Here is a 26,270-nt window from a genome sequence, read left to right as displayed (position 1 = left end):
AGGTGGCGTATATTACGCTTTCCTCTTTCAGAGTCAACCCTTAATTTCAGGATATTTGACTCTCATCGCCGCGTTACTCTGTGATGTTGTTCACATGTTCCGTGTCGATGGAGGCGCATTATAGGGATCTGTTTTTATAGCACAACCCTTTTTTCGATCTTTTCTTCCGACTGATTAGTTTTCGCCCTTTTCGCTGCGATCATGTCCAATTCGCCTTATTTTTGATGCTTTACCTCCTTGCCATCGGTTAAGAAAGCAGCCACAGTCTATCTACGAAGAGAACTTTCAGAGGTATTTATGTCTGCAGTATTACGTCCTTTTCAAAAAACCTATCCTGAAGTTGGCCAAAGAGTGATGCTTGATAGTTCAAGTGTTGTGATTGGTGATGTGCGTCTTGCTGATGATGTGAGTATTTGGCCACTAGTTGCTATCCGTGGCGACGTTAACTATGTGGCTATTGGTGCTCGTAGCAATATTCAGGATGGGAGTGTGTTGCATGTAACGCATAAATCTTCCTATAACCCGGAAGGTAATCCACTTATTGTCGGTGAAGATGTGACTGTGGGACATAAGGTCATGCTGCACGGCTGCACGATCGGTAACCGCGTGCTCGTAGGAATGGGATCGATTTTGCTGGATGGTGTAGTAATAGAAGACGATGTAATGATCGGTGCAGGAAGTTTGGTGCCGCAAAATAAACGTCTTGAGAGCGGCTTCCTTTATCTGGGTAGCCCAGTAAAGCAGATCCGCCCTCTTACGGCTGGAGAACTGGAAGGCTTAAAATACTCAGCCAATAACTACGTTCGCTGGAAAGATGAGTATCTTGATCAGGAAAGCCAAACGCAGCCTTGATTGTCATGTTCACCAGTTGCAATTAACTCCTCTGCTTCGTCTTCCAAATCCCAACGATTAAGACGAAAGAGCTCGAGCCATGATTCTTTATTATCGCCACCATAACGGCTGGCGATAGTTTCCCCGGTAATACCGCACATCATCTGAAAGCCATTTACTAATGCAGGAAAGCAGACCGCCAGAAGTTGATCGTCCCATTGCTCGCGATCGGGAAACTGGATCGACTGGTTCACTTCGACATTTCCTGCTTTAGCTTCTCTATTACTGGCGCGATTTCTGGCAACACACCGTGCCACAAGAAAAAGGCATGTGCAGCCTGGCCCACCAGCATTCCTAAACCATCGGCATAATGTTGAACACCGTGTTGTTTGCACCAATGCAAGAACGGTGTATCGCCCTTTTGATAGAACATGTCATAGCAATGAACATTATGCGAAAGCAACGAAGTTGGAATGACAGGAATATCACCAGCAATTCCGCTAGAGGTGGCATTAATAATAAGATCGAACTCATGCCCCTCCAGCTCAGACTGCTCTAACGCCTGAATACTGCCAGTGTGGCTAAATAGTTGTGCGAGCTCCATGGCTCGAGAAAATGTCCGGTTGGTTATCGTTACAGAGCAATCAAGCGAGAGCAAAGGTAGTAAAACTCCCCGTGCCGCGCCACCAGCCCCCAACAGTAAAATTCGCCGACCCGGTTTGATCAGCGATAAACGCTCCAGATCGGTTAAAAGACCAATCCCATCGGTGTTATCGCCGAGCAGGCGCCCATCGTCCAGACGCTTAAGCGTGTTCACCGCACCGGCTAATGCAGCACGCTCGGTCAGTTCATCAGCACGGGAAAATGCTTGCTCTTTAAAAGGAACAGTAATATTGACGCCTTTACCGCCCGCCTGGAAAAAATGCTCAAGAGTTTCAATAAAAGCATCAACAGGTGCCAACACACGGCCATATGGATGCTCTATTTTTAACTGCTCAGCAAACATCTGATGAATTTGCGGTGATTTACTGTGCTGAATTGGGTTACCAAAAACGGCAAAGGTGTTCATTAATTACCCCTGGCGGAAAAGTTCGCCGGTCAAAGCATCACGAATTTCAGACGGATTCAGCCTGCCTCCGGTATCGCCACGCAGTACCGGGAAGCCATCACCAAATTGAGCCAAGACTTCATCAATCGTACGACAAGGTGGCAAACCGGATAAATTGGCACTGGTAGAAACCAAAGGTTTTCCAAAAACCAGGCATAAATCACGAACCAATGGATGATCAGTGACCCTCACGGCTAAGGAATCAAATCGACCCGTTAGCCAGCGCGGTGTTGAAGGAAGAGCAGGGAAAACAAAGGTCACAGGTCCTGGCCAACAAGAGAATACGGTTTCTCGCTGCATTTGCGAAAGCACGGAGCTATCTATATAAGGAACAAGTTGCTCGAAACTCGCAGCTATCAGGATAAGGCCTTTATCTACGGGACGATGTTTTAACTCTAGTAAACGCGTAACTGCCAGCTCACTGTCAGGATCACAACCGACGCCAAACACAGCTTCGGTTGGATATGCGATCACTTGTTGTTGTTTTAGGGCGGCAACGATCTCTTGGAGTTGCTCTGTTTGCAGGTTTGTCTTCACAAGCTTTATTCCGCCGTTACCGGCTTTCCACATTGTTTGCTGGCACAGAATTGTTTCAATCCCTGTGCCGTTTTCTTTTCGATGAGTAACGGATAGTGACACGCAGGGCATTCGCCTGCCACTGGTTTGCTATTAATGACGAATTGACAGGTCGGATAGCTATCACATGACCAAAAGGTTTTACCAAATCGAGAGCGTCTTTGGACTAATTTACCTTTCTGGCATTGAGGGCAATTTATTGCAGTTTCATCGGGTTTGTCGATAACTTCGGTGTGATCACAAGTTGGATAATTGCTACAACCAATGAACATGCCGAAACGCCCCTGGCGTAATACCAGGTTTTCCTGGCATACAGGACAGTGTTGACCTTCAAGTACTTTAACCACATGGCCATCAGCCAGGCTTTTTAGCGGGCGAACATAATCACATTCCGGGTAATGGGAACAGCCAAGAAAAGGGCCGTGTTTACCAGAACGAATGACTAACCCTGCCCCACATTGGGGACAGGGTTCATTTTTAGGCACAGTGAACAGTGCTGATTTGGTCATAACATCTCATGCCGCGGCTTTAATTTAATGCAGCATACCTTCATTTACTTCGAAGAGTAATTCTTCCATTTGCTGATATGCATTTTCGCACCCTGGAATGTTGAACAGTACCATTAGCACCACCCACTTTAAGTCTTCCAGTTCGAACTCAGCAGTGTCTAACGCTAATACTCGGTCAATCACCATTTCACGGGTTTCGAGGTTCAGCACCTGAATCTGTTCCAGGAATAGTAAAAACCCCCGACAAGTTGCATCAAGTCGCTGGCACTCTTCTGCGGTATACATACGCATAGAAAGAGGATCAGCGGCCAGTTGCATGGGTTCAGTCAGACCATCTTGATAGTCCGCCAGCTTTTCAAGCCATACAAGAGCGTTATAAATGTCTTCGTGATCAAAACCAGCATCGGCGAGATCACGCGTCAATTTATCTTGATCAACTCGCATTTCCACTTCGTTGTGGATGTAGGTTTCAAATAAGTACATTAGTACGTCGAACATGGCATGCCCTCCTCAATCGGACATAGCCGCCGGGTACAGCTGCGATCCATCCTGCTAACTCCAGTTCGAGTAGCTGGGCTACCGTAACTGGCACAGGTTGGCCGGCACGTTCAGCGACGACGTCAACAGGTGTAACCTCATCTCCTACGTTAGCCAACAGCTCAGGAAATGGCAATGTTCGATCCCCTTCATTGTGTGAATATATTAAGGCCTTGGGGATAGAGGGAAGCCATTGCAATTCATTTTCCAGATGCTCAAGTATGTCTGAAGGATGACTCACTAAAGTAGCGCCTTGCTTAATTAGAAAGTGAGGGCCCTCACTCCCTGGACTGCCAATTGCTCCAGGTAATGCAAAAAGCTCCCGGCCTTGTTCAATGGCATATCGTGCAGTCACCAAAGAACCGCTGCGCTCACTTGCCTCCACGACAAAAACAGCCCGACTCAAGCCGCTGATAATTCGATTTCTGCGTGGAAAGTTCCCTGGAAATGGCGTGGTATTCAGTGAAAACTCAGAGATAATGGCACCACCCTCGGCAATAATCTGCTCACCCAATTGTTTATGACGTTTAGGGTAAAGATTTGCCAGCCCATTTCCTAAAACAGCCACTGTTTTTCCATGTACGTTTAATGCTGCACGATGCGCTACAGCATCAATACCCAAAGCCAAACCACTCGTTATCGTTAATCCCGCAGTAGCTAATGGTTCACAAAACATTCGGCACCACCGTTCGCCATAAAGAGAAAGGTTACGGTTACCGACTACGGCTAATTGGTTACTGGCAAGAAGCTCAATATCACCTGCGACAAATAGTGCCGCTGGGTAACAATCTATTGCCCGCAATTGATCGGGATAATTGTCACTATCAGCAGTAAGAAGATGGTGATGAGGTTGCTCAAGCCAGCAAAGTGAAGCTTCCAGCTCTTTTTCACTAAACTCCAGAAAATAAGAAATCTGCAGAGCAGATAAGCCAGAGTTTGAGAGATTAGTGACCGTGCATTCCGGTTCGTTTAGTAAGAAATGGGCAATTTTTAATAGCTTATCTCCACTGAGACTTTGAACAGCCATCAAGCGTAGCCATATCTCCTTTGGTGGCATATCTTCCTCCTGCCATAAGCTATAAAAGCAATCCTTGCGATTGGTCACTGATGCTGTCAATCAGGCGGGGAAATGTCTAGAATAGAGGTAATAATCTTTCTATCAATTGAACACAGCTCTGGATATTTATGTCAGTTTTGCAGGTATTACATTTTCCGGACGAGCGCCTTCGCACTGTGGCGGCTCCGGTCAAAGAGGTGAATGCTGAGATTCAGCGGATTGTCGATGATATGTTCGAGACAATGTACGCAGAGGAAGGTATTGGCCTTGCAGCAACACAGGTGGATATCCATCAACGCATCATTGTGATTGATGTTTCTGAAAACCGCGACGAACGCTTGGTTTTGATTAACCCTGAGCTGCTGGAAAAAAGCGGCGATACTGGTATCGAAGAAGGTTGCCTGTCTATTCCAGAACAACGTGCTCTTGTTCCGCGAGCGGAAAGAGTCAAAATCCGCGCTCTGGACCGTGAAGGTAAGCCATACGAACTGGAAGCTGATGGCCTGCTTGCCATTTGTATTCAACACGAGATGGATCACCTGGTTGGGAAACTCTTCGTTGATTACCTTTCGCCGTTGAAGCGTCAGCGTATTCGTCAGAAACTGGAAAAAATGGCTCGTCTAAATAAGAGCGCCTAATCCATCACACAAGGGAATAATGTGTCTGATTCACTGCGTATTATTTTCGCTGGCACTCCTGACTTTGCAGCGCGTCATCTTGACGCGCTGTTGTCTTCTCAGCACCAGGTAGTTGGCGTATTCACACAACCCGACAGGCCTGCTGGGCGCGGCAAAAAGTTGATGCCAAGCCCTGTTAAAGTACTGGCGACTGAAAGGGACCTCCCTGTATTTCAACCAGTCTCTTTGCGCCCTGCTGAAAATCAGGAACTGGTCTCCAGCCTGAATGCTGATGTTATGGTGGTAGTTGCTTACGGTTTAATTCTGCCAAAAGCGGTGCTCGATATGCCACGCCTTGGCTGCATCAATGTGCATGGCTCACTATTGCCTCGTTGGCGTGGTGCGGCACCTATCCAGCGCTCATTATGGGCCGGTGATATTGAAACTGGCGTCACCATTATGCAAATGGACGTTGGTTTGGATACTGGCGATATGCTGGTGAAACTATCCTGCCCAATCGAAGCCACTGATACCAGCGCAACGCTATACGATAAACTGGCAAACCTTGGCCCTGTGGGATTATTAGAAACGTTAAATCACTTGGCTACAGGCAATGCAAAACCTGAAGTTCAAAATGAAGAGCTGGTGACGTACGCTGAAAAACTCAGTAAGGAAGAGGCACGTATCGACTGGTCGCTTTCTGCCTCGCAACTTGAGCGGTGCATCCGCGCTTTTAATCCGTGGCCAATGAGTTGGCTGGAAATTGACGGACAACCCGTTAAAGTCTGGCAGGCATCAGTGATTAACCAACCGACTCAAGCAGCACCGGGGACCATTATTGAAACCAACAAACAGGGTATTCAAGTGGCAACGGGTGAAGGGATTTTAAATCTGGAATCACTTCAACCTGCTGGTAAGAAAGCGATGACTGCTCAGGACCTCCTGAACTCTCGCAGCGAATGGTTTAAGCCAGGTGCACTTCTCGCCTGAGAAAAGAAATTCTTTGCGCCCAGGTCAATCACCTGGGCATTTTTGTTTTTAAGCGCCGAAAAACCAGAGCGTACGTATGAAAAAAACATTAAATCTTCGCAGTATGGCCGCACAGACGATTGAACAAGTTGTGGAACAAGGTCAATCGCTCAGTAATGTCCTGCCTGCTATGCAACAAAAAGTCTCTGATAAAGATAGAGCATTGCTTCAGGAGCTTTGCTTTGGCGTGTTACGCACTCTGCCTCAGCTAGAATGGTTGATTGGTAAGTTGATGTCTCGCCCGATGACGGGCAAGCAACGCACCATCCACTATTTGATTATGGTAGGTTTTTATCAGCTGCTTTATACCCGCATTCCTGCTCATGCCGCTCTGGCTGAAACAGTTGAAGGCGCAGTTGCTATCAAGAAGCAATCACTTAAGGGTTTGATTAACGGAGTATTACGCCAGTTCCAGCGTCAACAAGAAGAGCTGATGGCAGAAGCGGCTAAACATGAAAGCCGTTTCTTACACCCGAGCTGGTTACTGCAACGGCTGAAAAAAGCCTATCCGGGCCAATGGCAATCTATTGTCGATGCCAACAACCAGCGCCCTCCTATGTGGCTGCGTGTTAATCGCCAACACCATACTCGTGAAGAATGGATGGCGTTATTAGCAGAAAATGGGCTGGAAGGTCATGCTCATCCGCAATATCGCGATGCTGTTCGTCTGGAAACTCCAGCACCTGTTCACGCATTACCGGGATTTGACGAAGGTTGGGTGACGGTTCAGGATGCTTCAGCGCAAGGTTGTGTTGATCTACTGGATCCGCAAGATGGCGATGCAATCCTGGATTTGTGCGCAGCACCTGGTGGCAAAACCACTCATATACTTGAAGCTGCACCTAAAGCACGCGTGATGGCTGTCGACATTGATGAACAGCGCCTGAAACGTGTGCACGAAAACTTGCAACGACTGGGTATTAGTGCAGAGGTTAAATCAGGAGACGGGCGTTTCCCTGAGCAGTGGTGTGGTAATCAACAGTTTGACCGCATCCTGCTTGATGCGCCATGTTCAGCAACCGGTGTCATCCGCCGCCACCCGGATATCAAATGGTTGCGTCGCGACAGAGACATCGCTGAATTAGCTGCACTGCAAAAAGAGATTCTGGAAGCCATTTGGCCAAAACTGAAATCGGGTGGCACATTGGTTTATGCAACATGTTCTATCCTGCCTGAAGAAAACTATCAGCAAGTCGCGGCATTCCTGGCGCAGCATCCAGAAGCGAAACTGGTGGAAACAGGTACACCAGAAATGCCTGGGATCCAGAATCTCCCTTCTCCGGAAGATGGTGATGGCTTCTTTTACGCTAAGCTAATTAAAAGCTGATTCAGGTTTGCTGAGTCTTAGGTTTCATCTCAATGAAGCTATAAAACAATGAAAATAATAATTCTCGGTGCGGGCCAGGTCGGCGGCACACTGGCGGAAAACCTGGTAGGTGAGAACAACGATATAACTGTTGTTGATACCAATCAGGATCGCCTACGAAGCTTGCAAGATAAGTTCGATTTACGCGTTGTGCAGGGGCATGGCTCGCATCCCCGCGTGCTGCGTGAAGCAGGCGCCGATGATGCCGATATGTTGGTCGCAGTAACCAGTTCTGATGAAACGAACATGATTGCCTGCCAGGTAGCATATTCGCTTTTTAATACGCCAAACCGAATCGCGCGAATTCGTTCACCTGATTACGTTCGTGATGCCGATCGTTTATTTAACGCCGAAGCAGTGCCAATTGATCACCTTATCGCTCCGGAACAGCTGGTAATCGACAATATTTACCGCCTGATTGAATATCCAGGTGCGCTTCAGGTAGTTAATTTTGCTGAAGGGAAAGTTAGCCTCGCCGTTGTAAAAGCTTATTACGGTGGACCACTCGTCGGAAATGCACTTTCGACTATGCGCGAACATATGCCGCATATCGAAACGCGCGTTGCGGCGATTTTCCGTCACGACCGCCCTATTCGCCCGCAAGGTTCGACTATCGTTGAAGCCGGAGATGAAGTCTTCTTCATTGCCGCCTCTCAGCATATCCGTGCCGTAATGAGTGAATTGCAACGACTCGAAAAACCTTATAAGCGCATTATGCTTGTTGGTGGCGGTAATATTGGGGCAGGTCTGGCACAGCGTCTTGAAAAAGATTACAGCGTTAAGCTCATTGAACGCGATCCGCAGCGTGCTGCCGAACTTGCCGAAATGCTGCAAAACACCATCGTATTCTACGGTGATGCTTCCGATCAGGAATTGTTGGCCGAGGAGCATATTGAACAAGTTGATTTGTTTATCGCCGTCACCAATGACGATGAAGCAAATATTATGTCCGCTATGTTGGCTAAACGTATGGGTGCCAAGAAAGTCATGGTGCTTATCCAACGTAAAGCCTACGTCGATTTGGTGCAGGGCAGCGTAATTGATATTGCAATTTCACCACAGCAAGCCACCATTTCGGCATTATTGGGCCATGTGCGTAAAGCCGATATCGTAGGGGTATCATCTTTACGTCGTGGAGTGGCTGAAGCCATCGAAGCGGTTGCCCATGGCGATGAAAGTACTTCACGCGTAGTAGGTCGTTCTATTGATGAAATAAAACTTCCGCCAGGTACGATAATTGGTGCTGTAGTCAGGGGAAACGATGTCATGATCGCCAATGACAATTTACGTATAGAACAGGGCGACCATGTAATTATGTTCCTGACAGATAAGAAATTTGTGAGCGATGTGGAACGTCTATTCCAGCCAAGTCCTTTCTTCCTATAACCTCTAGCGGGTAGATAAAAATCTACCCGTCATTCTCTTAACCCAATAAACCCTCTGAATATTAAGGTATTAGCAGGGAATTCTTATTTCCTGATGTAATGGCAATCGGGTCATCATTTGTTAGACTTATTAACGTCAGCCGGTACAAGGAGAGAAAAATGAGCATGTTAAAAGAATTCCGTGAATTTGCTATGCGCGGAAATGTTGTGGATTTGGCAGTAGGTGTAATTATTGGGGCCGCATTCGGGAAAATTGTTTCATCATTAGTTGCGGATATTATTATGCCGCCACTTGGGTTGTTAATTGGTGGCGTGGATTTTAAACAGTTCGCTTTAACATTAAGACCTGCAGCGGGTGATATTCCTGCAGTAGTGATGCATTACGGCGTATTTATTCAGAATATCTTTGATTTCGTAATTGTTGCCTTCGCGATTTTCCTTGCGATCAAAGCGGTAAATAAACTGAATCGTAAGAAAGTAGAAGAACCTGCAGCACCACCGGCACCAACTAAAGAAGAAGTATTACTCAGCGAAATTCGCGACCTGCTGAAACAGCAGAACGAACGAATCTAAATGCGCTAGTGAAAAAAGGAAGGCCAGTGGTAAAAAAGCGATTTGCTTGTTTGCCACTGGCCTCCCAGTTACCTCGTTTGCCATGTTTAGTATTACGTTGGTAACTCCCTTTCCCTTTTTTATTCTGCTGAACTCTTTGACGAAATAGTGGGTCATGTAGCAATGCCTCAATGGCATTATCTTTGATGATCCCTCTCTTATGCTGATACTTGCTCATACAAACTCCAAATTGATTAAAATAACGGCGCGATTTTATGCCTTTATCTGAAAAATCACAATTTAATCTTTTCGCTGGCTAGCCCCCTGCTCCAACGCTTCAAGGATCGAACAATATGCGCTGCTGTGGGCAGTACCACAACATGCATCATTTAATCTCTGTAACGAGCGCTGCATATGCTGAAGTTCTTTAATTTTGGACTCAACTTCTGTCAATCTCGATTGCACAATGCTCTTCGATTCCTGGCAGGTGTGATGCTCAGGATCGATTCGGATCGACAGTAGCTCACGGATAGTTTCCAGCGTGAAGCCTAACTGCTTTGCATAACGAATGAACTTCAGGCGCTGCAAATCACTTTCACTATAAAGCCGAAACCCTCCTTCAGTTCTGACTTCATGATCCATCATTTGCTGCTTTTCATAATAACGGATGGTATCGGGTGTCACATCTGCGAGTTTGGCCAACTCTCCAATACGAAACATGATCATTCCTCATCAATTTTATGAAGCAATCTATCAGCATACTCTCCATGAAGGAAATCAGTACTCATTCCTGCATTCTGAAGTTTGAGCTCAAGTAATAGCAATTTCTTTCTGATAGCTGTGTATTCAGGATGGCTATGACCTATCGATTTGAGCAAATCATTAAGCTCAATAGCGTCCTTACGATGTTGAAGCTCAGGAGGTAAACAACCGGAATTTATCAACAGACGCCAAGCCGCTCGCAATTCCAGTGGGATATGTGAATCATCATCAAGTTCGAGAGGCTTCCCTGACCCAGGTAGTGAATCAAACTCACCATTGCGTTGTGCATCAAGAATATGACGTTCTGCCCATTGATCAAGTAACCACATAATCTACTCTGCAATAACTAGAGATGTAACAAAGATATGCTTTAAAACACGGGAGGGCGAATTTCAGATATAAAAAAACCGGGCAAGCCCGGTTTTTTCACGTTACTACAGATTACTCTGCAGCAGCTTCTGTTTGAGACTCGGCGCGATCAACCAGCTCGATGTAAGCCATCGGAGCATTGTCACCTGCACGGAAGCCACACTTAAGAATGCGAGTGTAACCACCAGTACGGGCTGCAAAACGCGGACCCAATTCATTAAACAGTTTTGCCACGATCTCGTTATCACGAGTGCGGGCGAATGCCAGACGACGATTAGCAACGCTATCAGTCTTGGCAAGAGTAATCAGCGGCTCAACTACGCGACGCAGCTCTTTCGCTTTAGGCAGAGTCGTCTTGATGATCTCATGACGAACCAGTGAACCTGCCATATTGCGGAACATAGCCTGGCGATGGCTGCTGTTGCGGTTCAGTTGACGACCACTCTTACGATGGCGCATGACCTTATCCTTCTCAGTAAAACCTTAACCTGTGATCCGGTTACTCGTCAGCGATGCTTGCCGGTGGCCAGTTTTCCAGGCGCATGCCCAGAGACAAACCACGGGAAGCCAGCACGTCTTTAATCTCGGTAAGAGATTTTTTACCCAAGTTAGGCGTTTTGAGCAGCTCAACTTCGGTACGCTGTACCAGATCACCGATATAGTGGATAGCTTCTGCCTTAAGGCAGTTAGCAGAGCGGACAGTCAATTCCAGATCGTCAACAGGGCGCAGCAGGATCGGATCGAACTCTGGTTTCTCTTCTTTAACTTCTGGTTGACGAACATCACGTAAGTCAACGAAAGCTTCAAGTTGTTCAGCCAGAATGGTTGCCGCACGACGAATCGCCTCTTCAGGATCGATTGTACCGTTGGTTTCCATTTCGATGACCAGCTTATCCAAGTCAGTACGCTGTTCTACACGCGCAGCTTCAACATTGTAGGCAATTCGCTCTACAGGGCTGTAGCAGGCGTCGACCAGCAGACGACCAATTGGGCGCTCATCTTCTTCCGAATGAATTCGGGCAGAGGCCGGCACATAACCGCGACCGCGCTGAACTTTGATACGCATACTAATAGATGCGTTCTCATCAGTCAGGTGGCAGATCACATGTTGCGGCTTGACGATTTCGACATCACCATCATGGGTGATATCGGCTGCAGTCACAGGGCCAATGCCAGACTTATTCAGAGTAAGAATAACATCATCTTTACCTTGAACTCTCACCGCCAGCCCTTTCAGGTTGAGCAGGATTTCCAGGATATCCTCCTGAACGCCTTCTTTGGTGCTGTACTCGTGTAGTACACCATCAATCTCAACCTCTGTCACCGCGCAACCCGGCATCGATGAGAGCAGAATACGGCGCAGTGCATTACCAAGAGTATGGCCAAAGCCACGCTCTAAAGGCTCAAGGGTCACCTTGGCGTGCGTCGAACTCACTTGCTCGATATCTACCAGGCGCGGTTTTAGAAACTCTGTCACAGAACCCTGCATTGTGTCCTCTCTTTGGTACTAAGCTTTACTTGGAGTAAAGCTCGACGATCAGGTGTTCGTTAATGTCCGCAGACAGATCAGTACGCTCAGGCTTACGCTTGAACACACCTTCCATCTTAGCAGCATCAACTTCCAGCCAGGTTGGCTTTTCACGCTGTTCAGCCAGCTCCAGAGCGGCCTTCACGCGAGATTGCTTTTTGGCTTTCTCACGGATGCTAACTACGTCATTCGGAGTTACCTGATAAGAAGCGATGTTAACAACGCGACCATTTACCATAACTGCTTTGTGGCTAACTAACTGACGTGATTCTGCACGAGTAGCGCCAAAGCCCATACGGTAAACAACGTTGTCCAGACGACCTTCAAGCAGAGCCAACAGGTTTTCACCGGTGTTGCCTTTCAGACGTGCTGCTTCTTTATAGTAGTTACGGAACTGACGCTCCAGAACACCGAACATGCGGCGAACTTTTTGCTTTTCACGCAACTGCACACCATAGTCAGACAGACGCGGTTTACGCGCACCGTGCTGGCCAGGAGCTTGTTCAATTTTACACTTGGTATCGATCGCGCGAACACCAGACTTCAGGAACAGGTCTGTGCCCTCGCGACGGCTCAGCTTGAGCTTAGGACCCAAATATCTTGCCATTTTCTTTCTCCAACATTCCTAAAAACGAGCGTTATACGCGACGTTTTTTCGGCGGACGACAACCGTTGTGAGGGATCGGAGTCACATCAGTAATATTAGTGATGCGGAAACCAGCGGCGTTCAGAGCACGAATAGTAGATTCGCGGCCTGGACCCGGTCCCTTAACCATAACTTCAAGGTTCTTGATACCGTATTCTTTCACAGCTTCTGCGCAACGCTCTGCTGCAACCTGAGCTGCGAACGGAGTGGACTTGCGAGAGCCACGGAAACCGGAACCACCGGCAGTTGCCCAACCCAATGCATTACCCTGACGATCAGTAATAGTAACGATTGTGTTGTTGAAAGAAGCATGGACATGAGCCACGCCGTCAGAGACTTGTTTTCTTACACGCTTACGTGCACGAACTGGTGCCTTTGCCATTATTCAATCACCCCGATTATTTCTTGATCGGTTTGCGCGGACCCTTACGGGTACGTGCGTTGGTCTTCGTACGCTGACCGCGTACTGGCAGACCACGACGATGACGCAAACCGCGATAGCAACCAAGGTCCATCAGACGCTTGATGCTCATACTCACTTCACGGCGCAGATCACCTTCAACGACAAATTTGGCAACTTCGTCACGCAGCGTGTCGATTTGTTCTTCAGACAGCTCTCTGATCTTAACATCTTCAGCGATACCCGCCGCAGCACAAATGGCCTTTGAACGAGTCTTGCCTACACCGTAGATCGAAGTTAAAGCGATCACGGTATGTTTTTGATCAGGAATGTTAATGCCTGCTATACGGGCCACTATGCACTCCTACTATTTAGATTATGCGTCCCATACCGAAAAGCCCGTTTTCAGGATACTCAAATGGAAACGCATAGACATACAAAAGATTGGCTGGCTAATCTAGCCAGCTCAACCCAACTTTGCAAGAAAAATATACGAGATAATCAGCCTTGACGCTGTTTATGCTTCGGTTCGGCGCTGCAAATCACGCGAATAACACCGTCACGCTTAACGATTTTGCAGTTACGACATAATTTCTTGACGGAAGCACGAACTTTCATTTTTACTCTCCGTAACTTCTCAAGCGACTATTAACGGCCGTAGCCTTTCAGATTCGCTTTCTTCAATGCAGACTCGTACTGACTAGACATCATCAGAGTTTGCACTTGAGCCATAAAGTCCATGATAACCACGACAACAATGAGCAGCGAGGTTCCACCGAAGTAGAAAGGCACTTTCATTGCATCACGCATGAACTCCGGGATTAGGCAGATAAAGGTAATGTACAACGCACCAACCAAGGTCAGGCGGGTCATCACTTTATCAATATACTTCGCCGTTTGTTCTCCCGGACGAATTCCTGGTACAAATGCACCGGACTTCTTCAGGTTATCTGCTGTTTCACGTGGGTTGAAAACCAACGCTGTGTAGAAGAAACAGAAGAAGATGATTGCAGACGCATAGAGTAACACATAAAGCGGTTGCCCAGGCTGCAAATACAGCGAAATTGTAGTCAGCCAGTTCCAACCGGTACCGCCCCCAAACCACGATGCAATCGTTGCAGGGAACAGAATAATACTGGAAGCAAAAATTGCTGGAATAACACCAGCCATATTCACTTTCAGCGGTAAATGCGTGCTCTGCGCAGCATAGACACGACGACCCTGTTGACGTTTTGCGTAGTTTACCACAATGCGGCGTTGACCACGTTCAACAAAAACAACGAAGAAGGTCACTGCGAATACTAGTACTGCAACCAACAGCAACAGAAGGAAGTGCAGGTCGCCTTGCCTTGCTTGTTCGATAGTATGGCCAACGGCCGGCGGCAAACCCGCAACAATACCAGCGAAGATTATGATTGAAATACCGTTTCCGATACCACGCTCAGTAATCTGTTCACCAAGCCACATAAGGAACATAGTCCCCGTGACAAGGCTCACAACAGCTGTGAAGTAGAATGCAAAGCCTGGGTTTAACACCAAGCCTTGCATACCAGGCATATTCGGTAAACCGGTAGCAATACCGATTGACTGGAATATTGCCAGCACCAGAGTGCCATAACGGGTGTACTGGCTGATCTTACGACGACCAGACTCCCCTTCTTTCTTCAACTCTGCTAACGCTGGATGAACCACCGTTAGCAGCTGGATAATAATCGATGCCGAAATATACGGCATGATACCCAATGCAAAGATAGAAGCACGGCTGAGAGCACCACCAGAGAACATGTTAAACATTTCAATGATAGTGCCTCGCTGTTGCTCAAGCAGTTTGGCAAGTACAGCGGCATCAATACCAGGGATCGGAATAAAAGAGCCAATACGGAACACAATCAGCGCACCGATAACAAACATCAGTCTGCGTTTCAGCTCGCCAAACCCGCCTTTAGCACTTTGAAAATCTAATCCCGGTTGCTTTGCCATCTGCTACTTATTCCTCGATTTTACCGCCAGCAGCTTCGATAGCAGCACGAGCGCCTTTAGTGACACGCAGGCCGCGAACAGTTACCGGACGAGAAACCTCGCCAGACAGAATCACTTTCGCGAACTCTATCTGGATACCGATAATGTTTGCTGCTTTCAGCGTGTTCAGGTCAACTACGTCGCCTTCAACTTTCGCCAGATCGGAGAGACGAATCTCACCAGTGATCATTGCTTTGCGAGAGGTGAAACCGAATTTCGGCAGACGACGGTACAACGGCATCTGACCACCTTCGAACCCACGACGAACGCCACCGCCAGAACGAGAGTTCTGACCTTTGTGACCACGACCGCCGGTTTTGCCGAGACCAGAACCGATACCACGACCCAGACGCTTTGAAGCGTGCTTAGACCCTTCGGCCGGAGACAGAGTATTTAAACGCATCTCTTACTCCTCAACTTTAACCATGTAGGAAACCGCGTTGACCATACCACGTACAGCAGGAGTATCCTCGCGCTCTACGGTGTGGCCAATACGACGCAGACCCAGGCCAAGCAGCGTTGCCTTGTGTTTCGGCAAACGACCGATCGCACTGCGGGTTTGTGTAATTTTAATAGTCTTTGCCATGGTCAATTACCCCAGAATTTCTTCAACGGATTTACCACGCTTGGCAGCGACCATTTCCGGAGACTTCATATTCGCCAGGCCATCAATAGTTGCACGAACCACGTTAATCGGGTTGGTGGAACCATATGCTTTAGCCAAAACGTTATGAACTCCAGCGACTTCCAGAACGGCGCGCATTGCACCACCGGCAATAATACCGGTACCCTGGGAAGCCGGCTGCATGAACACACGAGATCCTGTGTGCACACCTTTAACAGGGTGCTGCAGGGTGCCGTGGTTCAGCGCGACGTTAATCATGTTGCGACGGGCTTTTTCCATCGCTTTCTGGATAGCTGCTGGAACTTCACGCGCTTTTCCGTAACCAAAACCAATGCGACCGTTACCATCGCCAACCACTGTCAGTGCAGTGAAGGAGAAAATACGACCACCTTTAACGGTTTTAGATACGCGATTTACCGCGATCAGCTTTTCCTGCAGTTCGCCAGCTTGTTTTTCGATGTGAGCCATCTTACACCTCTACCTTAGAACTGAAGGCCAGCATCACGGGCAGCATCTGCCAGTGCCTGGACACGACCATGATATTGGAAACCAGCACGGTCAAAGGATACTTTCGTAATACCTTTTTCCAGTGCGCGCTCTGCAACAGCTTTACCCACAGCTGTAGCGGCGTCTTTATTTCCAGTGTACTTCAGTTGCTCAGCGATAGCTTTCTCTACAGTAGATGCAGCTACCAGGACTTCTGAACCGTTTGGTGCGATAACCTGTGCATAAATATGACGAGGCGTGCGGTGAATCACCAGACGAGTCGCACCCAGTTCTTTGAGCTTGTGACGTGCGCGGGTCGCACGACGGATACGAGCAGATTTCTTATCCATAGTGTTACCTTACTTCTTCTTAGCCTCTTTGGTACGCACGACTTCGTCGGCGTAACGAACACCCTTGCCTTTATAAGGCTCAGGACGACGGTAGGCGCGCAGATCAGCAGCCACTTGTCCAATCATCTGCTTATCAGCGCCTTTCAGCACGATTTCAGTTTGAGTTGGACATTCAGCAGTGATTCCCGCTGGCAGAGCATGTTCAACAGGATGAGAGAAGCCCAGGGCCAAACTCACCGCATTGCCTTTAACTGCTGCACGATAACCTACACCAACCAGCTGCAGCTTCTTAGTGAAGCCTTCGGTAACACCGATAACCATTGCATTTAACAGCGCACGAGTGGTACCCGCTTGGGCCCACGCGTTAGCAAAACCTTCGCGCGGAGCGAAAGTCAGTGCATTATCAGCGTGTTTAACTTCAACAGCATCGTTGATTGTACGAGTCAGCTCGCCGTTCTTACCTTTGATCGAAATAACCTGACCGTTGAGTTTTACCTCTACGCCAGCAGGAATAACGACCGGTGCTTTAGCAACACGAGACATTTTATTCCTCCAATTAGGCTACGTAGCAGATAATTTCGCCACCAAGACCAGCTTGGCGCGCTGCACGATCAGTCATAACACCTTTAGAGGTAGAAACGACAGCAATACCCATACCGGCCATAACTTTAGGCAGCTCATCTTTTTTCTTATAGATGCGCAGACCTGGGCGGCTGACTCGCTGAATGCTCTCTACCACAGCCTTGCCCTGGAAATACTTAAGAGTCAGTTCCAGTTCAGGCTTGATGTCGCCTTCGATTTTAAAATCTTCAATATAGCCTTCTTCTTTCAGCACGTTGGCAATTGCCAATTTCAGCTTGGAGGAAGGCATGGTGACCGCAACTTTATTCGCGGCTTGACCGTTACGGATACGGGTCAGCATATCCGCAATTGGATCTTGCATGCTCATCTGTCTTTACTCCCGTGATTCAATTGGATATTACCAGCTAGCCTTCTTCAAGCCAGGTACTTCACCGCGCATAGCGGCTTCACGAAGCTTGATACGGCTCAACCCGAATTTGCCCACATAACCATGCGGACGACCAGTTTGGCGGCAGCGGTTACGCTGACGGGACGGGCTGGAATCACGCGGCAGAGACTGCAGCTTAAGAACAGCATCCCAACGTTCTTCGTCGGATGAGTTCACACCAGAGATGATAGCTTTCAATTCCTCGCGTTTAGCGCGGTATTTGTCGGCCAGTTTCACGCGAACGACTTCGCGTGCTTTCATCGATTGCTTAGCCATTAGTAACCCTACCTTACTTACGGAATGGGAAGTTAAAGGCTGCCAGCAGAGCACGGCCTTCATCATCAGATTTCGCAGTAGTGGTAATGGTAATATCCAAACCACGAACGCGATCGACTTTGTCATAGTCGATTTCTGGGAAGATGATCTGCTCACGGACACCCATGCTGTAGTTACCACGGCCATCGAATGACTTAGCGGACAAGCCACGGAAGTCACGGATACGTGGTACAGCAATGGTGATCAGGCGCTCAAGAAACTCCCACATGCGTTCGCCACGCAGAGTTACTTTACAGCCGATCGGATAGCCCTGACGGATTTTGAAGCCTGCAACTGATTTGCGTGCTTTGGTGATCAACGGTTTTTGACCGGAGATTGCTGTCAAGTCAGCTGCTGCATTATCCAGCAGTTTCTTGTCAGCGATCGCTTCACCCACACCCATGTTCAGGGTGATCTTCTCGACCCGAGGGACTTGCATGACAGAATTGTAGTTAAACTCAGTCATGAGTTTTGTAACTACTTCGTCTTTGTAGTAATCATGCAGTTTCGCCATCGTACTACTCCAAATTACTTGATAGTTTCGCTGTTAGATTTGAAGAAACGGACTTTTTTGCCCTCTTCGAATCTAAAGCCTACACGGTCAGCCTTGCCGGTTGCCGCATTGAAGAGTGCAACGTTAGAAACTTGAATAGCAGCTTCTTTTTCAACGATGCCACCTGGTTGGTTCAGGGCCGGAACCGGCTTCTGATGTTTCTTAACCAGGTTGATACCTTCAACAATTAGCTTGCCGGAAGACAAGACATTCTTAACTTTACCGCGCTTACCTTTATCTTTACCGGTTAACACGATAACTTCGTCATCACGACGGATTTTAGCTGCCATGATTCGCTCCTTAGAGTACTTCTGGTGCCAGAGAGATAATTTTCATGAACTTTTCATTACGCAGTTCACGAGTTACCGGCCCAAAAATACGCGTGCCGATTGGTTGCTCGCTGTTATTATTTAAAATAACGCATGCATTACCATCGAAGCGAATGACAGAACCGTCCGGGCGACGAACACCCTTCCTGGTGCGCACCACTACCGCTTTCAGGACATCGCCTTTCTTCACCTTACCACGAGGAATTGCTTCCTTGATGGTAATTTTGATGATGTCGCCGACGCCTGCGTAGCGACGGTGCGAGCCACCCAGAACCTTGATACACATTACGCGACGCGCGCCGGAGTTGTCGGCTACGGTCAGCATAGTCTGTTCTTGGATCATTTCAGTGCTCCGCTAATGTCAACTACTACTTCGGGACCCATAATTAGGTCGTTAAAAAGCCCCATAAACGAGGGCGCGGCATTATAACACCGGTTCCTGAATATGGGTAGAAAAAATAAACGGCTCATTTACTGAGCCGTTTATTCGTTAGACAAAGCTCACTGTATTACAGAACAGCTTTATCTACAACGCGAACAAGCGTCCAAGACTTAGTCTTAGACAGTGGACGGCATTCGCGGATTTCAACCACGTCACCGATACCACATTCATTGTTCTCGTCATGTACGTGCAGTTTGGTCGTACGTTTGATGAATTTACCGTAAATCGGGTGTTTCACCACACGTTCGATAGCAACAACAATGGATTTCTCCATTTTGTCACTAACAACGCGACCTTGCAGAGTACGGATTTTATCGGTCATTACGCACCCGCCTTCTGAGTCAATAAAGTCTTAACACGTGCAACATCACGACGCACTTGCTTCAGCAGGTGAGTCTGTTGCAGCTGGCCACTTGCTGCTTGCATACGCAGATTGAACTGCTCACGCAGCAAATTCAGCAGCTCGGTGTTCAGCTCTTCAACACTCTTTTCACGCAGCTCTTTTGCTTTCATTACATCACCGTCTTAGTTACAAAGGTGGTTTTAATCGGCAGTTTCGCTGCTGCCAGCTTGAATGCTTCACGGGCCAGCTCTTCTGGTACGCCGTCCATTTCATACAGGACTTTACCAGGCTGAATCAAGGCAACCCAATACTCTACGTTGCCTTTACCTTTACCCATACGCACTTCAAGCGGCTTTTCGGTGATCGGTTTGTCCGGGAATACACGGATCCAGATCTTACCCTGACGCTTAACTGCACGGGTCATTGCACGACGTGCTGCTTCGATCTGACGTGCAGTCAGACGACCACGGCCAACAGCTTTCAGACCGAAAGTGCCGAAGCTAACATCCGTACCAGCAGCCAGACCACGGTTGCGGCCTTTGTGCACTTTACGGAATTTTGTACGCTTTGGTTGTAACACAGCGACTCTCCTTACTTACGGCCTTTACGCTGCTGCTTTTTAGGTTGAGCAGCCGGTTTTTCCGGTTGTTCAACAGCAGCCATCCCACCCAGGATCTCACCTTTGAAGATCCACACTTTAACGCCAATTACACCATAAGTGGTGTGCGCTTCAGAGGTGTTGTAGTCAATGTCAGCACGCAGAGTGTGCAACGGCACGCGACCTTCACGATACCATTCGGTACGTGCGATCTCGGCGCCGCCCAGACGGCCGCTAACTTCAACTTTGATACCTTTAGCGCCCAGACGCATGGCATTCTGTACAGCACGCTTCATAGCACGACGGAACATAACACGACGTTCCAGCTGTGAAGTGATGCTATCAGCAACCAATTTTGCGTCCAGTTCAGGCTTACGAACTTCGGCGATATTGATCTGTGCAGGAACGCCAGCGATATCCGCTACGACCTTGCGCAGTTTTTCTACGTCTTCGCCTTTCTTACCGATTACGATGCCAGGGCGAGCAGTGTGAATAGTCACACGGATGCTCTTAGCTGGACGCTCGATAACGATACGAGATACAGACGCCTTCGCCAGTTCCTTAGTCAGGTACTGACGAACTTTAAAATCGCTGTCCAGGTTGTCAGCGAATTCTTTGGTGTTCGCAAACCAAGTAGAGTTCCAAGGTTTTACAATACCCAGGCGAATACCATTAGGATGTACTTTCTGACCCATTGCTAGTCTCCAGAGTCTCAGCGATCGGACACAACCACAGTAATGTGGCTGGTGCGCTTCAGGATGCGATCTGCACGACCTTTTGCACGCGGCATAATGCGCTTCATGCTTGGGCCTGCGTCTACGAAGATTTTCGCGACTTTCAGATCGTCAATGTCAGCGCCATCGTTGTGTTCAGCGTTAGCAATGGCAGATTCCAGAACTTTCTTGACCAATACCGCAGCTTTCTTGTTGGTGAAGGTCAAAATTTCCAGTGCCTGCGACACTTTCTTACCGCGAATAAGGTCTGCAACAAGGCGAACCTTTTGAGCAGAAGAACGAGCGTGGCGATGTTGAGCTAAAGTTTCCATCTCTTCCTCCTACTTATTTCTTCTTGGCTTTTTTATCAGCAGCATGGCCGCGATAAGTACGTGTCGGTGCAAATTCACCCAGTTTGTGACCGACCATCTCGTCGGAAACAAATACCGGAACATGCTGACGACCATTATGGACAGCGATGGTCAAACCGATCATGTTAGGAAAGATCGTTGAACGACGGGACCAAGTGCGCAGGGGCTTCTTGTCACCGCTTTCCACCGCTTTCTCTACCTTCTTCAGCAAGTGCAGGTCAATAAAAGGACCTTTCTTGAGAGAACGTGGCATGGCTTATCCTCTAAAATTATTTGCTACGGCGACGTACGATGAATTTATCAGTACGCTTGTTGCTGCGGGTCTTCTTACCTTTGGTCTGAACGCCCCACGGAGTTACCGGGTGCTTACCAAAGTTACGACCTTCACCACCACCGTGTGGGTGGTCGACTGGGTTCATCGCAGTACCGCGAACGGTAGGACGAACACCACGCCAGCGAGCAGCACCTGCTTTACCCAGAACGCGGAGCATATGCTCAGAGTTACCGACTTCGCCCATGGTTGCACGGCAGTCAGCTTCGACTTTACGCATTTCACCAGAACGCAGACGCAGAGTAACGTAAGCACCATCACGTGCAACGATCTGCACATAGGTACCAGCAGAACGTGCAAGCTGACCGCCTTTACCTGGTTTCATTTCTACGTTATGAACGGTAGAACCAACCGGGATATTGCGCATCGGCAGGGTGTTACCTGCTTTGATTGCAGCATCAACGCCAGATTGAATCTGGTCGCCAGCTTTCAGGCCTTTAGGGGCCAGGATGTAACGGCGTTCGCCATCTTTGTACAGAACCAGTGCGATATTCGCAGAACGGTTCGGATCGTACTCAAGACGTTCAACAACTGCCGGGATACCGTCTTTGTTGCGTTTAAAGTCAACAATACGATAAGCCTGCTTGTGACCACCACCGATGTGACGAGTAGTGATACGACCATTGTTATTGCGGCCACCGGATTTGCTGTTTTTTTCAACCAGCGGAGCAAATGGTTTGCCCTTATGCAGCTCAGGGTTGACCACTTTAACTACGTGGCGACGACCCGGAGATGTCGGTTTACATTTAACAACTGCCATTGTTTTTCTCCTCCGACTTACTCAGCGCCGCCGACGAAGTCCAGATTCTGGCCTTCCTTCAGGGTGACGTAAGCTTTTTTCCAGTCGCTACGACGACCGATACGCTGTCCATGACGCTTAGTTTTACCTTTAACAAGCAAGGTATTAACGCCTTTAACTTCAACTTCGAACAGTTTCTCAACAGCAGCAACGATCTCTGCTTTGGTCGCGTCTTTTGCAACTTTGAGAACGATGGTATTAGTTTTTTCCATCGCCATAGATGCTTTTTCAGATACGTGCGGCGCGCGCAGTACTTTCAGCAGACGTTCTTCACGGATCATGCCAGCATCTCCTCAACTTGCTTAACTGCATCAGCAGTCATAACGACTTTGTCGAAGGCGATCAGGCTAACTGGATCGATTGTTGCTGCGTCGCGCACGTCAACCTTATGCAGGTTACGCGCAGCCAGGAACAGATTCTCATCCAGTTCGCCAGTTACGATCAGCACATCTTCCAGGGCCATGTCTTTCAGTTTCTGAGCAAGCAGCTTAGTTTTAGGCGCTTCAACAGAGAACTGTTCGACAACGATCAGACGATCCTGACGTACCAGTTCGGACAGAATGCTTTTCAGCGCTCCGCGGTACATCTTTTTGTTAACTTTTTGACTGTGGTCCTGCGGGCGAGCAGCGAAGGTTACGCCACCGGAACGCCAGATCGGGCTCTTGATAGAACCTGAACGCGCACGGCCGGTACCTTTCTGGCGCCACGGCTTTTTGCCGGAACCAGTTACTTCAGCACGGGTCTTCTGAGCACGAGTACCTTGACGGGCACCAGCTGCATAAGCAACTACAACCTGGTGTACCAGCGCTTCGTTGAAATCACGACCGAAGGTAGTTTCGGAAACAGTCAGCGCGCTTTGCGCGTCTTTCAATACTAATTCCATTGCTATCTCCTCACGCCTTCACAGCTGGTTTAACAATAAGGTCGCTACCGGTTGCACCCGGAACTGCACCCTTAACCAGCAGCAGGTTGCGCTCAGCGTCAACGCGTACTACATCCAGGCTCTGAACAGTTACACGTTCGTTGCCCAGTTGGCCTGCCATTTTCTTGCCTTTGAACACTTTGCCCGGAGTCTGGTTCTGACCGATAGAACCCGGAACGCGGTGAGACAAGGAGTTACCGTGTGTAGCATCCTGGGTACGGAAGTTCCAGCGCTTAACGGTACCTGCGAAACCTTTACCTTTAGAGGTGCCAGTTACGTCAACTTTTTTAACTTCAGCAAACAGCTCAACGCTAACGTCTTGACCTACAGTGAACTCTTCGCCTTCTGCAAGACGGAATTCCCAAAGGCCACGGCCAGCTTCTACGCCAGCTTTAGCGAAGTGACCAGCTTCCGGCTTAGTTACACGGCTAGCTTTTTTAGCGCCAGTGGTAACTTGAACAGCACGGTAGCCGTCGTTAGCCAGATCTTTGACCTGAGTAACACGGTTTGCTTCTACTTCGATCACGGTTACTGGGATAGAAACGCCGTCTTCAGTGAAGATACGGGTCATACCCAATTTTTTACCGACTAAACCAATCATTGTTTCAACCTCTCAATCGTCAATGACCTGATTAACCCAGGCTGATCTGCACGTCAACACCAGCAGCCAGATCCAGACGCATCAGAGCATCAACGGTTTTCTCAGTTGGCTCAACGATGTCAACCAGACGCTTGTGAGTGCGAATTTCGTACTGATCACGCGCGTCTTTGTTGACGTGCGGAGAGATCAGAACGGTAAAGCGCTCTTTGCGGGTCGGCAGCGGGATCGGACCACGTACTTGCGCACCAGTGCGCTTAGCAGTCTCGACGATTTCCGCAGTTGATTGATCAATCAGACGATGATCAAACGCTTTAAGACGGATACGGATTCTTTGGCTCTGCATGAGACCATAGCTCCAATTATTTTATAGACGAAAAAAATCACTACTCACACCCATTACGATTGATGGGGGAGTGTAATCGTTCATACATAGTTCCCCAATTGGGAACATTGTCGACAGTAACTTCACTGCCAGGCTCGTATTGAGCCAGCCGTCGATTAAGACAGGCCCGCGCATTATACGTAAATCTGCCCCTGAATCAAGCCATGGATACGAATTAAACAATTTTTTATGCAAGGGTACGGCACACCTTCAACTCTAGAGGTAAAAATGACTAGCCATAGAATCTTCCCTGGGGGGCTGCTCGCACCTGAATAATCTTCATTTTGTTTTCACATTGATATTAATTTAGTGTTGTAAATCATCTCACTGCAGAGTCATCAATGCGTATGTTTACATCCCCTACCCTATTCGAACTGCCCTTTCTCGCACTCTATATTGGGCTTTTGCTACGGCTAGCCTGGATAGATTATCGATGCATGTTGCTCCCGGATAATCTGACCTACTCTTTGTTATGGTCTGGGTTACTGTATCAGCTGTTTTTTATACCCGAGAATTTAGTAACATCAGTACTTGGCGCTATTTGCGGGTATGTCAGTTTGTGGGGGTTGTACTGGATTTATTTTTATTGGAGAAACTGTGAAGGCATCGGCTACGGCGATATGAAGCTTTTGGCTGCCTTAGGAGCATGGCATGGATGGCAGAGTTTGGGGTGGATATTGTTCACAGCCTCATCATTGGGCCTGTTTTCAGTGTTAATAAAAAAGTTACTAAGAAAGAACAGAATGTCACTGACTACCACTCCGCTACCCTTTGGCCCATACCTTACGATAGCGGGTGGTTCAGCAGGATGGATATACTCCTCCTTCCCACTGTTTAAAGAACTCAATTTCCTTCTTTGATTTGCGACTGAATATAATTCTGCAAACCAATTTTAGAGATGAGATCTAATTCAGTTTCCAACCAATCGATATGATGCTCTTCCTCTGCAAGAATTTGGATCAGCATGTCTCGACTGACATAGTCATGAATGGTATCTGCGTAAGCAATGGCTTCACGCAAATCTTTGGCACCTTCCATTTCTAATTTAAGGTCAGATTGAAGCATTTCTTCAACATCTTCACCAATATGGAGCTTGCCTAAATCTTGCAGATTTGGAATGCCTTCGAGAAATAAAATACGCTCGATGTACTTATCGGCATGTTTCATTTCATCAATGGATTCGTGGTACTCAACTTCGTTGAGGCGCATCAGGCCCCAGTTTTTGAACATTCTCGCATGGAGAAAATACTGATTAATCGCGACAAGCTCGTTTCCCAATAATTTATTGAGATAATTTATTATCTTAGTATCACCTTTCATTTTTTACTCCCTCCGCTTCCACTACATGAAGCGTAGATGTAGCACGGAGTAAGTCAAAAAAAAGTGACCGTCTTAGGCAATCTCTTTAAATTCTGGGATCTGCAATAGCTCTTCTTGCATGATTTCTCGTGCTGCGCGAATGCATTTGCCACATTGGTTTCCCACTGGCACAAACTTGCGAAGCTGCTGGAAAGATTGTGGATGAAACTGGCGCACTGCCTGCCGAATTTTTTTATCACTTACACCATTACACAAACAAACGTACATAAGCACTCCCGTTCAAATTACGCGCAAAGTGTAAATGAGAATAGTTATGATTACAATAGCACACCCATGTTGCTTGAGTGAGTAAGCGGCAAAAATATGACTAGTCCTGATATAGGTTGACACTTTTCAGCCTTAAAATGCCTGATGAACTTCATCGGGCGTTTTGTATTTTAACGACAGATGCGGACGCCGGGTATTGTAGATTTCTACCGACTCCCTGACC

The 26,270-nt window shown here is 47.9% G+C and carries 47 protein-coding genes; 7 read left to right on the top strand and 40 right to left on the bottom strand.

Annotation, left to right across the window (positions count from 1 at the left end; all coding sequences use genetic code 11):
- Window positions 1-297: 297 nt before the first annotated feature.
- Window positions 298-852: a gamma carbonic anhydrase family protein gene (locus tag GC128_RS22150; RefSeq protein ID WP_151996090.1), complete on the top strand. Its 555-nt coding sequence runs from the start codon at window positions 298-300 to the stop codon at window positions 850-852.
- Here the strand turns inward: GC128_RS22150 and GC128_RS22145 are convergent.
- The 6 genes from GC128_RS22145 to dprA are packed head-to-tail and all read right to left on the bottom strand — an operon-like array spanning window position 828 to window position 4,618.
- Window positions 828-1,085, bottom strand: a complete 258-nt coding sequence (locus tag GC128_RS22145; RefSeq protein ID WP_151996089.1) for a DUF1488 family protein — start codon at window positions 1,083-1,085, stop codon at window positions 828-830. The two genes, GC128_RS22150 and GC128_RS22145, sit on opposite strands and share 25 nt — an antisense overlap.
- Window positions 1,082-1,900 (bottom strand): shikimate dehydrogenase, encoded by an 819-nt coding sequence (aroE, locus tag GC128_RS22140; protein WP_151996088.1) that lies wholly within the window; start codon window positions 1,898-1,900, stop codon window positions 1,082-1,084. The genes GC128_RS22145 and aroE overlap by 4 nt, the downstream gene beginning before the upstream one ends.
- A gap of 3 nt (window positions 1,901-1,903) precedes the next feature.
- Entirely contained in the window at window positions 1,904-2,476 is a 573-nt protein-coding gene (tsaC, locus tag GC128_RS22135) for an L-threonylcarbamoyladenylate synthase type 1 TsaC (RefSeq protein WP_226812240.1), read from the bottom strand.
- A gap of 5 nt (window positions 2,477-2,481) precedes the next feature.
- Window positions 2,482-3,024: a DNA topoisomerase family protein gene (locus GC128_RS22130; RefSeq protein ID WP_034461750.1), complete on the bottom strand. Its 543-nt coding sequence runs from the start codon at window positions 3,022-3,024 to the stop codon at window positions 2,482-2,484.
- A gap of 24 nt (window positions 3,025-3,048) precedes the next feature.
- Entirely contained in the window at window positions 3,049-3,522 is a 474-nt protein-coding gene (smg, locus tag GC128_RS22125; protein WP_151996087.1) for a DUF494 family protein Smg, read from the bottom strand.
- A complete protein-coding gene (gene dprA / locus GC128_RS22120; RefSeq protein WP_151996086.1) occupies window positions 3,494-4,618 on the bottom strand; it encodes a DNA-protecting protein DprA in 1,125 nt (374 codons plus the stop codon). Before dprA ends, smg begins: the two co-directional genes overlap by 29 nt.
- 128 nt (window positions 4,619-4,746) lie before the next feature.
- Between dprA and def the strand changes: the two genes are divergently transcribed.
- The 5 genes from def (at window position 4,747) to mscL (ending at window position 9,588) form a co-directional block, all read left to right on the top strand.
- Entirely contained in the window at window positions 4,747-5,256 is a 510-nt protein-coding gene (def, locus tag GC128_RS22115) for a peptide deformylase (protein ID WP_064514237.1), read from the top strand.
- A 21-nt stretch (window positions 5,257-5,277) separates the two neighbouring features.
- Entirely contained in the window at window positions 5,278-6,225 is a 948-nt protein-coding gene (fmt, locus tag GC128_RS22110; RefSeq protein ID WP_151996085.1) for a methionyl-tRNA formyltransferase, read from the top strand.
- Window positions 6,226-6,301: 76 nt separating this feature from the next.
- Window positions 6,302-7,591: a 16S rRNA (cytosine(967)-C(5))-methyltransferase RsmB gene (gene rsmB, locus GC128_RS22105; RefSeq protein WP_151996084.1), complete on the top strand. Its 1,290-nt coding sequence runs from the start codon at window positions 6,302-6,304 to the stop codon at window positions 7,589-7,591.
- 48 nt (window positions 7,592-7,639) lie between these two features.
- Complete coding sequence (gene trkA, locus GC128_RS22100) at window positions 7,640-9,016, top strand: Trk system potassium transporter TrkA (RefSeq protein WP_151996083.1); 1,377 nt, start codon at window positions 7,640-7,642, stop codon at window positions 9,014-9,016.
- A 158-nt stretch (window positions 9,017-9,174) separates the two neighbouring features.
- Window positions 9,175-9,588, top strand: a complete 414-nt coding sequence (gene mscL, locus GC128_RS22095) for a large-conductance mechanosensitive channel protein MscL (RefSeq protein WP_151996082.1) — start codon at window positions 9,175-9,177, stop codon at window positions 9,586-9,588.
- Here the strand turns inward: mscL and GC128_RS22090 are convergent.
- From GC128_RS22090 to rpsJ, 31 genes are all read right to left on the bottom strand, one after another.
- The gene (locus GC128_RS22090) at window positions 9,542-9,805 is read right to left on the bottom strand and encodes an alternative ribosome-rescue factor A (protein ID WP_151996081.1); all 264 of its coding nucleotides are present in this window, start codon (window positions 9,803-9,805) and stop codon (window positions 9,542-9,544) included. The genes mscL and GC128_RS22090 overlap by 47 nt on opposite strands.
- Window positions 9,806-9,867: 62 nt before the next feature.
- Complete coding sequence (gene zntR, locus GC128_RS22085; protein ID WP_151996080.1) at window positions 9,868-10,287, bottom strand: Zn(2+)-responsive transcriptional regulator; 420 nt, start codon at window positions 10,285-10,287, stop codon at window positions 9,868-9,870.
- A 2-nt stretch (window positions 10,288-10,289) separates the two neighbouring features.
- Complete coding sequence (locus GC128_RS22080; protein WP_151996079.1) at window positions 10,290-10,658, bottom strand: DnaJ family domain-containing protein; 369 nt, start codon at window positions 10,656-10,658, stop codon at window positions 10,290-10,292.
- A gap of 112 nt (window positions 10,659-10,770) precedes the next feature.
- Window positions 10,771-11,157, bottom strand: a complete 387-nt coding sequence (gene rplQ / locus GC128_RS22075) for a 50S ribosomal protein L17 (RefSeq protein ID WP_034461760.1) — start codon at window positions 11,155-11,157, stop codon at window positions 10,771-10,773.
- 40 nt (window positions 11,158-11,197) lie between these two features.
- Window positions 11,198-12,187: a DNA-directed RNA polymerase subunit alpha gene (locus GC128_RS22070; protein ID WP_034461761.1), complete on the bottom strand. Its 990-nt coding sequence runs from the start codon at window positions 12,185-12,187 to the stop codon at window positions 11,198-11,200.
- Window positions 12,188-12,212: 25 nt separating this feature from the next.
- The gene (gene rpsD / locus GC128_RS22065) at window positions 12,213-12,833 is read right to left on the bottom strand and encodes a 30S ribosomal protein S4 (RefSeq protein ID WP_034461762.1); all 621 of its coding nucleotides are present in this window, start codon (window positions 12,831-12,833) and stop codon (window positions 12,213-12,215) included.
- Between the two features lie 31 nt (window positions 12,834-12,864).
- Window positions 12,865-13,254, bottom strand: coding sequence for a 30S ribosomal protein S11 (rpsK, locus tag GC128_RS22060; protein ID WP_004138423.1), 390 nt, complete (start codon window positions 13,252-13,254; stop codon window positions 12,865-12,867).
- A 16-nt stretch (window positions 13,255-13,270) separates the two neighbouring features.
- The gene (gene rpsM / locus GC128_RS22055) at window positions 13,271-13,627 is read right to left on the bottom strand and encodes a 30S ribosomal protein S13 (RefSeq protein WP_034461763.1); all 357 of its coding nucleotides are present in this window, start codon (window positions 13,625-13,627) and stop codon (window positions 13,271-13,273) included.
- A 146-nt stretch (window positions 13,628-13,773) separates the two neighbouring features.
- A complete protein-coding gene (rpmJ, locus tag GC128_RS22050) occupies window positions 13,774-13,890 on the bottom strand; it encodes a 50S ribosomal protein L36 (RefSeq protein WP_000868187.1) in 117 nt (38 codons plus the stop codon).
- Between the two features lie 30 nt (window positions 13,891-13,920).
- Window positions 13,921-15,252 carry a preprotein translocase subunit SecY gene (gene secY / locus GC128_RS22045; protein ID WP_034461764.1) on the bottom strand — a complete coding sequence of 444 codons (1,332 nt, stop codon included), beginning with the start codon at window positions 15,250-15,252 and terminating at the stop codon, window positions 13,921-13,923.
- A gap of 7 nt (window positions 15,253-15,259) precedes the next feature.
- Window positions 15,260-15,694 carry a 50S ribosomal protein L15 gene (gene rplO / locus GC128_RS22040; RefSeq protein WP_034461765.1) on the bottom strand — a complete coding sequence of 145 codons (435 nt, stop codon included), beginning with the start codon at window positions 15,692-15,694 and terminating at the stop codon, window positions 15,260-15,262.
- Between the two features lie 3 nt (window positions 15,695-15,697).
- Window positions 15,698-15,877 carry a 50S ribosomal protein L30 gene (gene rpmD, locus GC128_RS22035; protein ID WP_004846568.1) on the bottom strand — a complete coding sequence of 60 codons (180 nt, stop codon included), beginning with the start codon at window positions 15,875-15,877 and terminating at the stop codon, window positions 15,698-15,700.
- Between the two features lie 6 nt (window positions 15,878-15,883).
- Entirely contained in the window at window positions 15,884-16,384 is a 501-nt protein-coding gene (gene rpsE / locus GC128_RS22030; protein WP_034461766.1) for a 30S ribosomal protein S5, read from the bottom strand.
- Window positions 16,385-16,398: 14 nt separating this feature from the next.
- Window positions 16,399-16,752, bottom strand: a complete 354-nt coding sequence (gene rplR / locus GC128_RS22025; protein WP_034461768.1) for a 50S ribosomal protein L18 — start codon at window positions 16,750-16,752, stop codon at window positions 16,399-16,401.
- 9 nt (window positions 16,753-16,761) lie between these two features.
- A complete protein-coding gene (gene rplF / locus GC128_RS22020; RefSeq protein ID WP_034461769.1) occupies window positions 16,762-17,295 on the bottom strand; it encodes a 50S ribosomal protein L6 in 534 nt (177 codons plus the stop codon).
- Window positions 17,296-17,308: 13 nt separating this feature from the next.
- Window positions 17,309-17,701: a 30S ribosomal protein S8 gene (gene rpsH / locus GC128_RS22015; RefSeq protein WP_034461770.1), complete on the bottom strand. Its 393-nt coding sequence runs from the start codon at window positions 17,699-17,701 to the stop codon at window positions 17,309-17,311.
- 30 nt (window positions 17,702-17,731) lie between these two features.
- Window positions 17,732-18,037, bottom strand: a complete 306-nt coding sequence (gene rpsN / locus GC128_RS22010) for a 30S ribosomal protein S14 (RefSeq protein WP_034461771.1) — start codon at window positions 18,035-18,037, stop codon at window positions 17,732-17,734.
- A gap of 13 nt (window positions 18,038-18,050) precedes the next feature.
- Window positions 18,051-18,590 carry a 50S ribosomal protein L5 gene (rplE, locus tag GC128_RS22005; protein ID WP_034461772.1) on the bottom strand — a complete coding sequence of 180 codons (540 nt, stop codon included), beginning with the start codon at window positions 18,588-18,590 and terminating at the stop codon, window positions 18,051-18,053.
- Between the two features lie 14 nt (window positions 18,591-18,604).
- The gene (rplX, locus tag GC128_RS22000; RefSeq protein WP_034461774.1) at window positions 18,605-18,919 is read right to left on the bottom strand and encodes a 50S ribosomal protein L24; all 315 of its coding nucleotides are present in this window, start codon (window positions 18,917-18,919) and stop codon (window positions 18,605-18,607) included.
- Window positions 18,920-18,929: 10 nt separating this feature from the next.
- Entirely contained in the window at window positions 18,930-19,301 is a 372-nt protein-coding gene (gene rplN / locus GC128_RS21995) for a 50S ribosomal protein L14 (RefSeq protein WP_002438705.1), read from the bottom strand.
- 166 nt (window positions 19,302-19,467) lie between these two features.
- On the bottom strand, window positions 19,468-19,722 hold the full coding sequence (gene rpsQ / locus GC128_RS21990; protein ID WP_034461775.1) for a 30S ribosomal protein S17: 255 nt from the start codon (window positions 19,720-19,722) through the stop codon (window positions 19,468-19,470).
- Entirely contained in the window at window positions 19,722-19,913 is a 192-nt protein-coding gene (gene rpmC / locus GC128_RS21985; RefSeq protein WP_008457158.1) for a 50S ribosomal protein L29, read from the bottom strand. Before rpmC ends, rpsQ begins: the two co-directional genes overlap by 1 nt.
- Window positions 19,913-20,323 carry a 50S ribosomal protein L16 gene (gene rplP, locus GC128_RS21980; protein ID WP_008927134.1) on the bottom strand — a complete coding sequence of 137 codons (411 nt, stop codon included), beginning with the start codon at window positions 20,321-20,323 and terminating at the stop codon, window positions 19,913-19,915. Before rplP ends, rpmC begins: the two co-directional genes overlap by 1 nt.
- 11 nt (window positions 20,324-20,334) lie before the next feature.
- Window positions 20,335-21,036, bottom strand: coding sequence for a 30S ribosomal protein S3 (gene rpsC, locus GC128_RS21975; protein WP_000529945.1), 702 nt, complete (start codon window positions 21,034-21,036; stop codon window positions 20,335-20,337).
- A 17-nt stretch (window positions 21,037-21,053) separates the two neighbouring features.
- Window positions 21,054-21,386, bottom strand: coding sequence for a 50S ribosomal protein L22 (gene rplV, locus GC128_RS21970; protein ID WP_034461779.1), 333 nt, complete (start codon window positions 21,384-21,386; stop codon window positions 21,054-21,056).
- Between the two features lie 13 nt (window positions 21,387-21,399).
- Window positions 21,400-21,678: a 30S ribosomal protein S19 gene (rpsS, locus tag GC128_RS21965; RefSeq protein WP_001138115.1), complete on the bottom strand. Its 279-nt coding sequence runs from the start codon at window positions 21,676-21,678 to the stop codon at window positions 21,400-21,402.
- Window positions 21,679-21,694: 16 nt separating this feature from the next.
- On the bottom strand, window positions 21,695-22,516 hold the full coding sequence (gene rplB / locus GC128_RS21960; RefSeq protein WP_034461780.1) for a 50S ribosomal protein L2: 822 nt from the start codon (window positions 22,514-22,516) through the stop codon (window positions 21,695-21,697).
- 17 nt (window positions 22,517-22,533) lie between these two features.
- Entirely contained in the window at window positions 22,534-22,836 is a 303-nt protein-coding gene (gene rplW, locus GC128_RS21955) for a 50S ribosomal protein L23 (protein WP_034461781.1), read from the bottom strand.
- Complete coding sequence (gene rplD, locus GC128_RS21950) at window positions 22,833-23,438, bottom strand: 50S ribosomal protein L4 (protein WP_034461782.1); 606 nt, start codon at window positions 23,436-23,438, stop codon at window positions 22,833-22,835. Before rplD ends, rplW begins: the two co-directional genes overlap by 4 nt.
- A gap of 10 nt (window positions 23,439-23,448) precedes the next feature.
- Window positions 23,449-24,078 carry a 50S ribosomal protein L3 gene (gene rplC / locus GC128_RS21945; RefSeq protein WP_064514251.1) on the bottom strand — a complete coding sequence of 210 codons (630 nt, stop codon included), beginning with the start codon at window positions 24,076-24,078 and terminating at the stop codon, window positions 23,449-23,451.
- 31 nt (window positions 24,079-24,109) lie between these two features.
- The gene (gene rpsJ, locus GC128_RS21940) at window positions 24,110-24,421 is read right to left on the bottom strand and encodes a 30S ribosomal protein S10 (protein ID WP_034461784.1); all 312 of its coding nucleotides are present in this window, start codon (window positions 24,419-24,421) and stop codon (window positions 24,110-24,112) included.
- 380 nt (window positions 24,422-24,801) lie between these two features.
- Here rpsJ and GC128_RS21935 point away from each other — a divergent pair, with 380 nt between their 5' ends.
- A complete protein-coding gene (locus tag GC128_RS21935) occupies window positions 24,802-25,320 on the top strand; it encodes a prepilin peptidase (RefSeq protein ID WP_325063696.1) in 519 nt (172 codons plus the stop codon).
- On the opposite strand, the gene bfr is transcribed toward GC128_RS21935, so the two are convergent.
- The 3 genes from bfr to GC128_RS21920 form a co-directional block, all read right to left on the bottom strand.
- The gene (bfr, locus tag GC128_RS21930; protein WP_064514255.1) at window positions 25,304-25,780 is read right to left on the bottom strand and encodes a bacterioferritin; all 477 of its coding nucleotides are present in this window, start codon (window positions 25,778-25,780) and stop codon (window positions 25,304-25,306) included. The genes GC128_RS21935 and bfr overlap by 17 nt on opposite strands.
- Window positions 25,781-25,852: 72 nt before the next feature.
- Complete coding sequence (gene bfd, locus GC128_RS21925; RefSeq protein WP_034461786.1) at window positions 25,853-26,047, bottom strand: bacterioferritin-associated ferredoxin; 195 nt, start codon at window positions 26,045-26,047, stop codon at window positions 25,853-25,855.
- Window positions 26,048-26,179: 132 nt separating this feature from the next.
- Window positions 26,180-26,270, bottom strand: a 91-nt coding sequence (locus tag GC128_RS21920) for an integrase core domain-containing protein (protein ID WP_151993624.1), incomplete at its 5' end; no start/stop codon positions are given.

Origin of the sequence: Buttiauxella massiliensis, from assembly GCF_902500225.1 — a bacterium.
Lineage (GTDB): Bacteria > Pseudomonadota > Gammaproteobacteria > Enterobacterales > Enterobacteriaceae > Buttiauxella > Buttiauxella massiliensis.
Note: the sequence above shows the minus strand (reverse complement) of the source record. Positions and strands in the feature narration are given on the sequence as shown.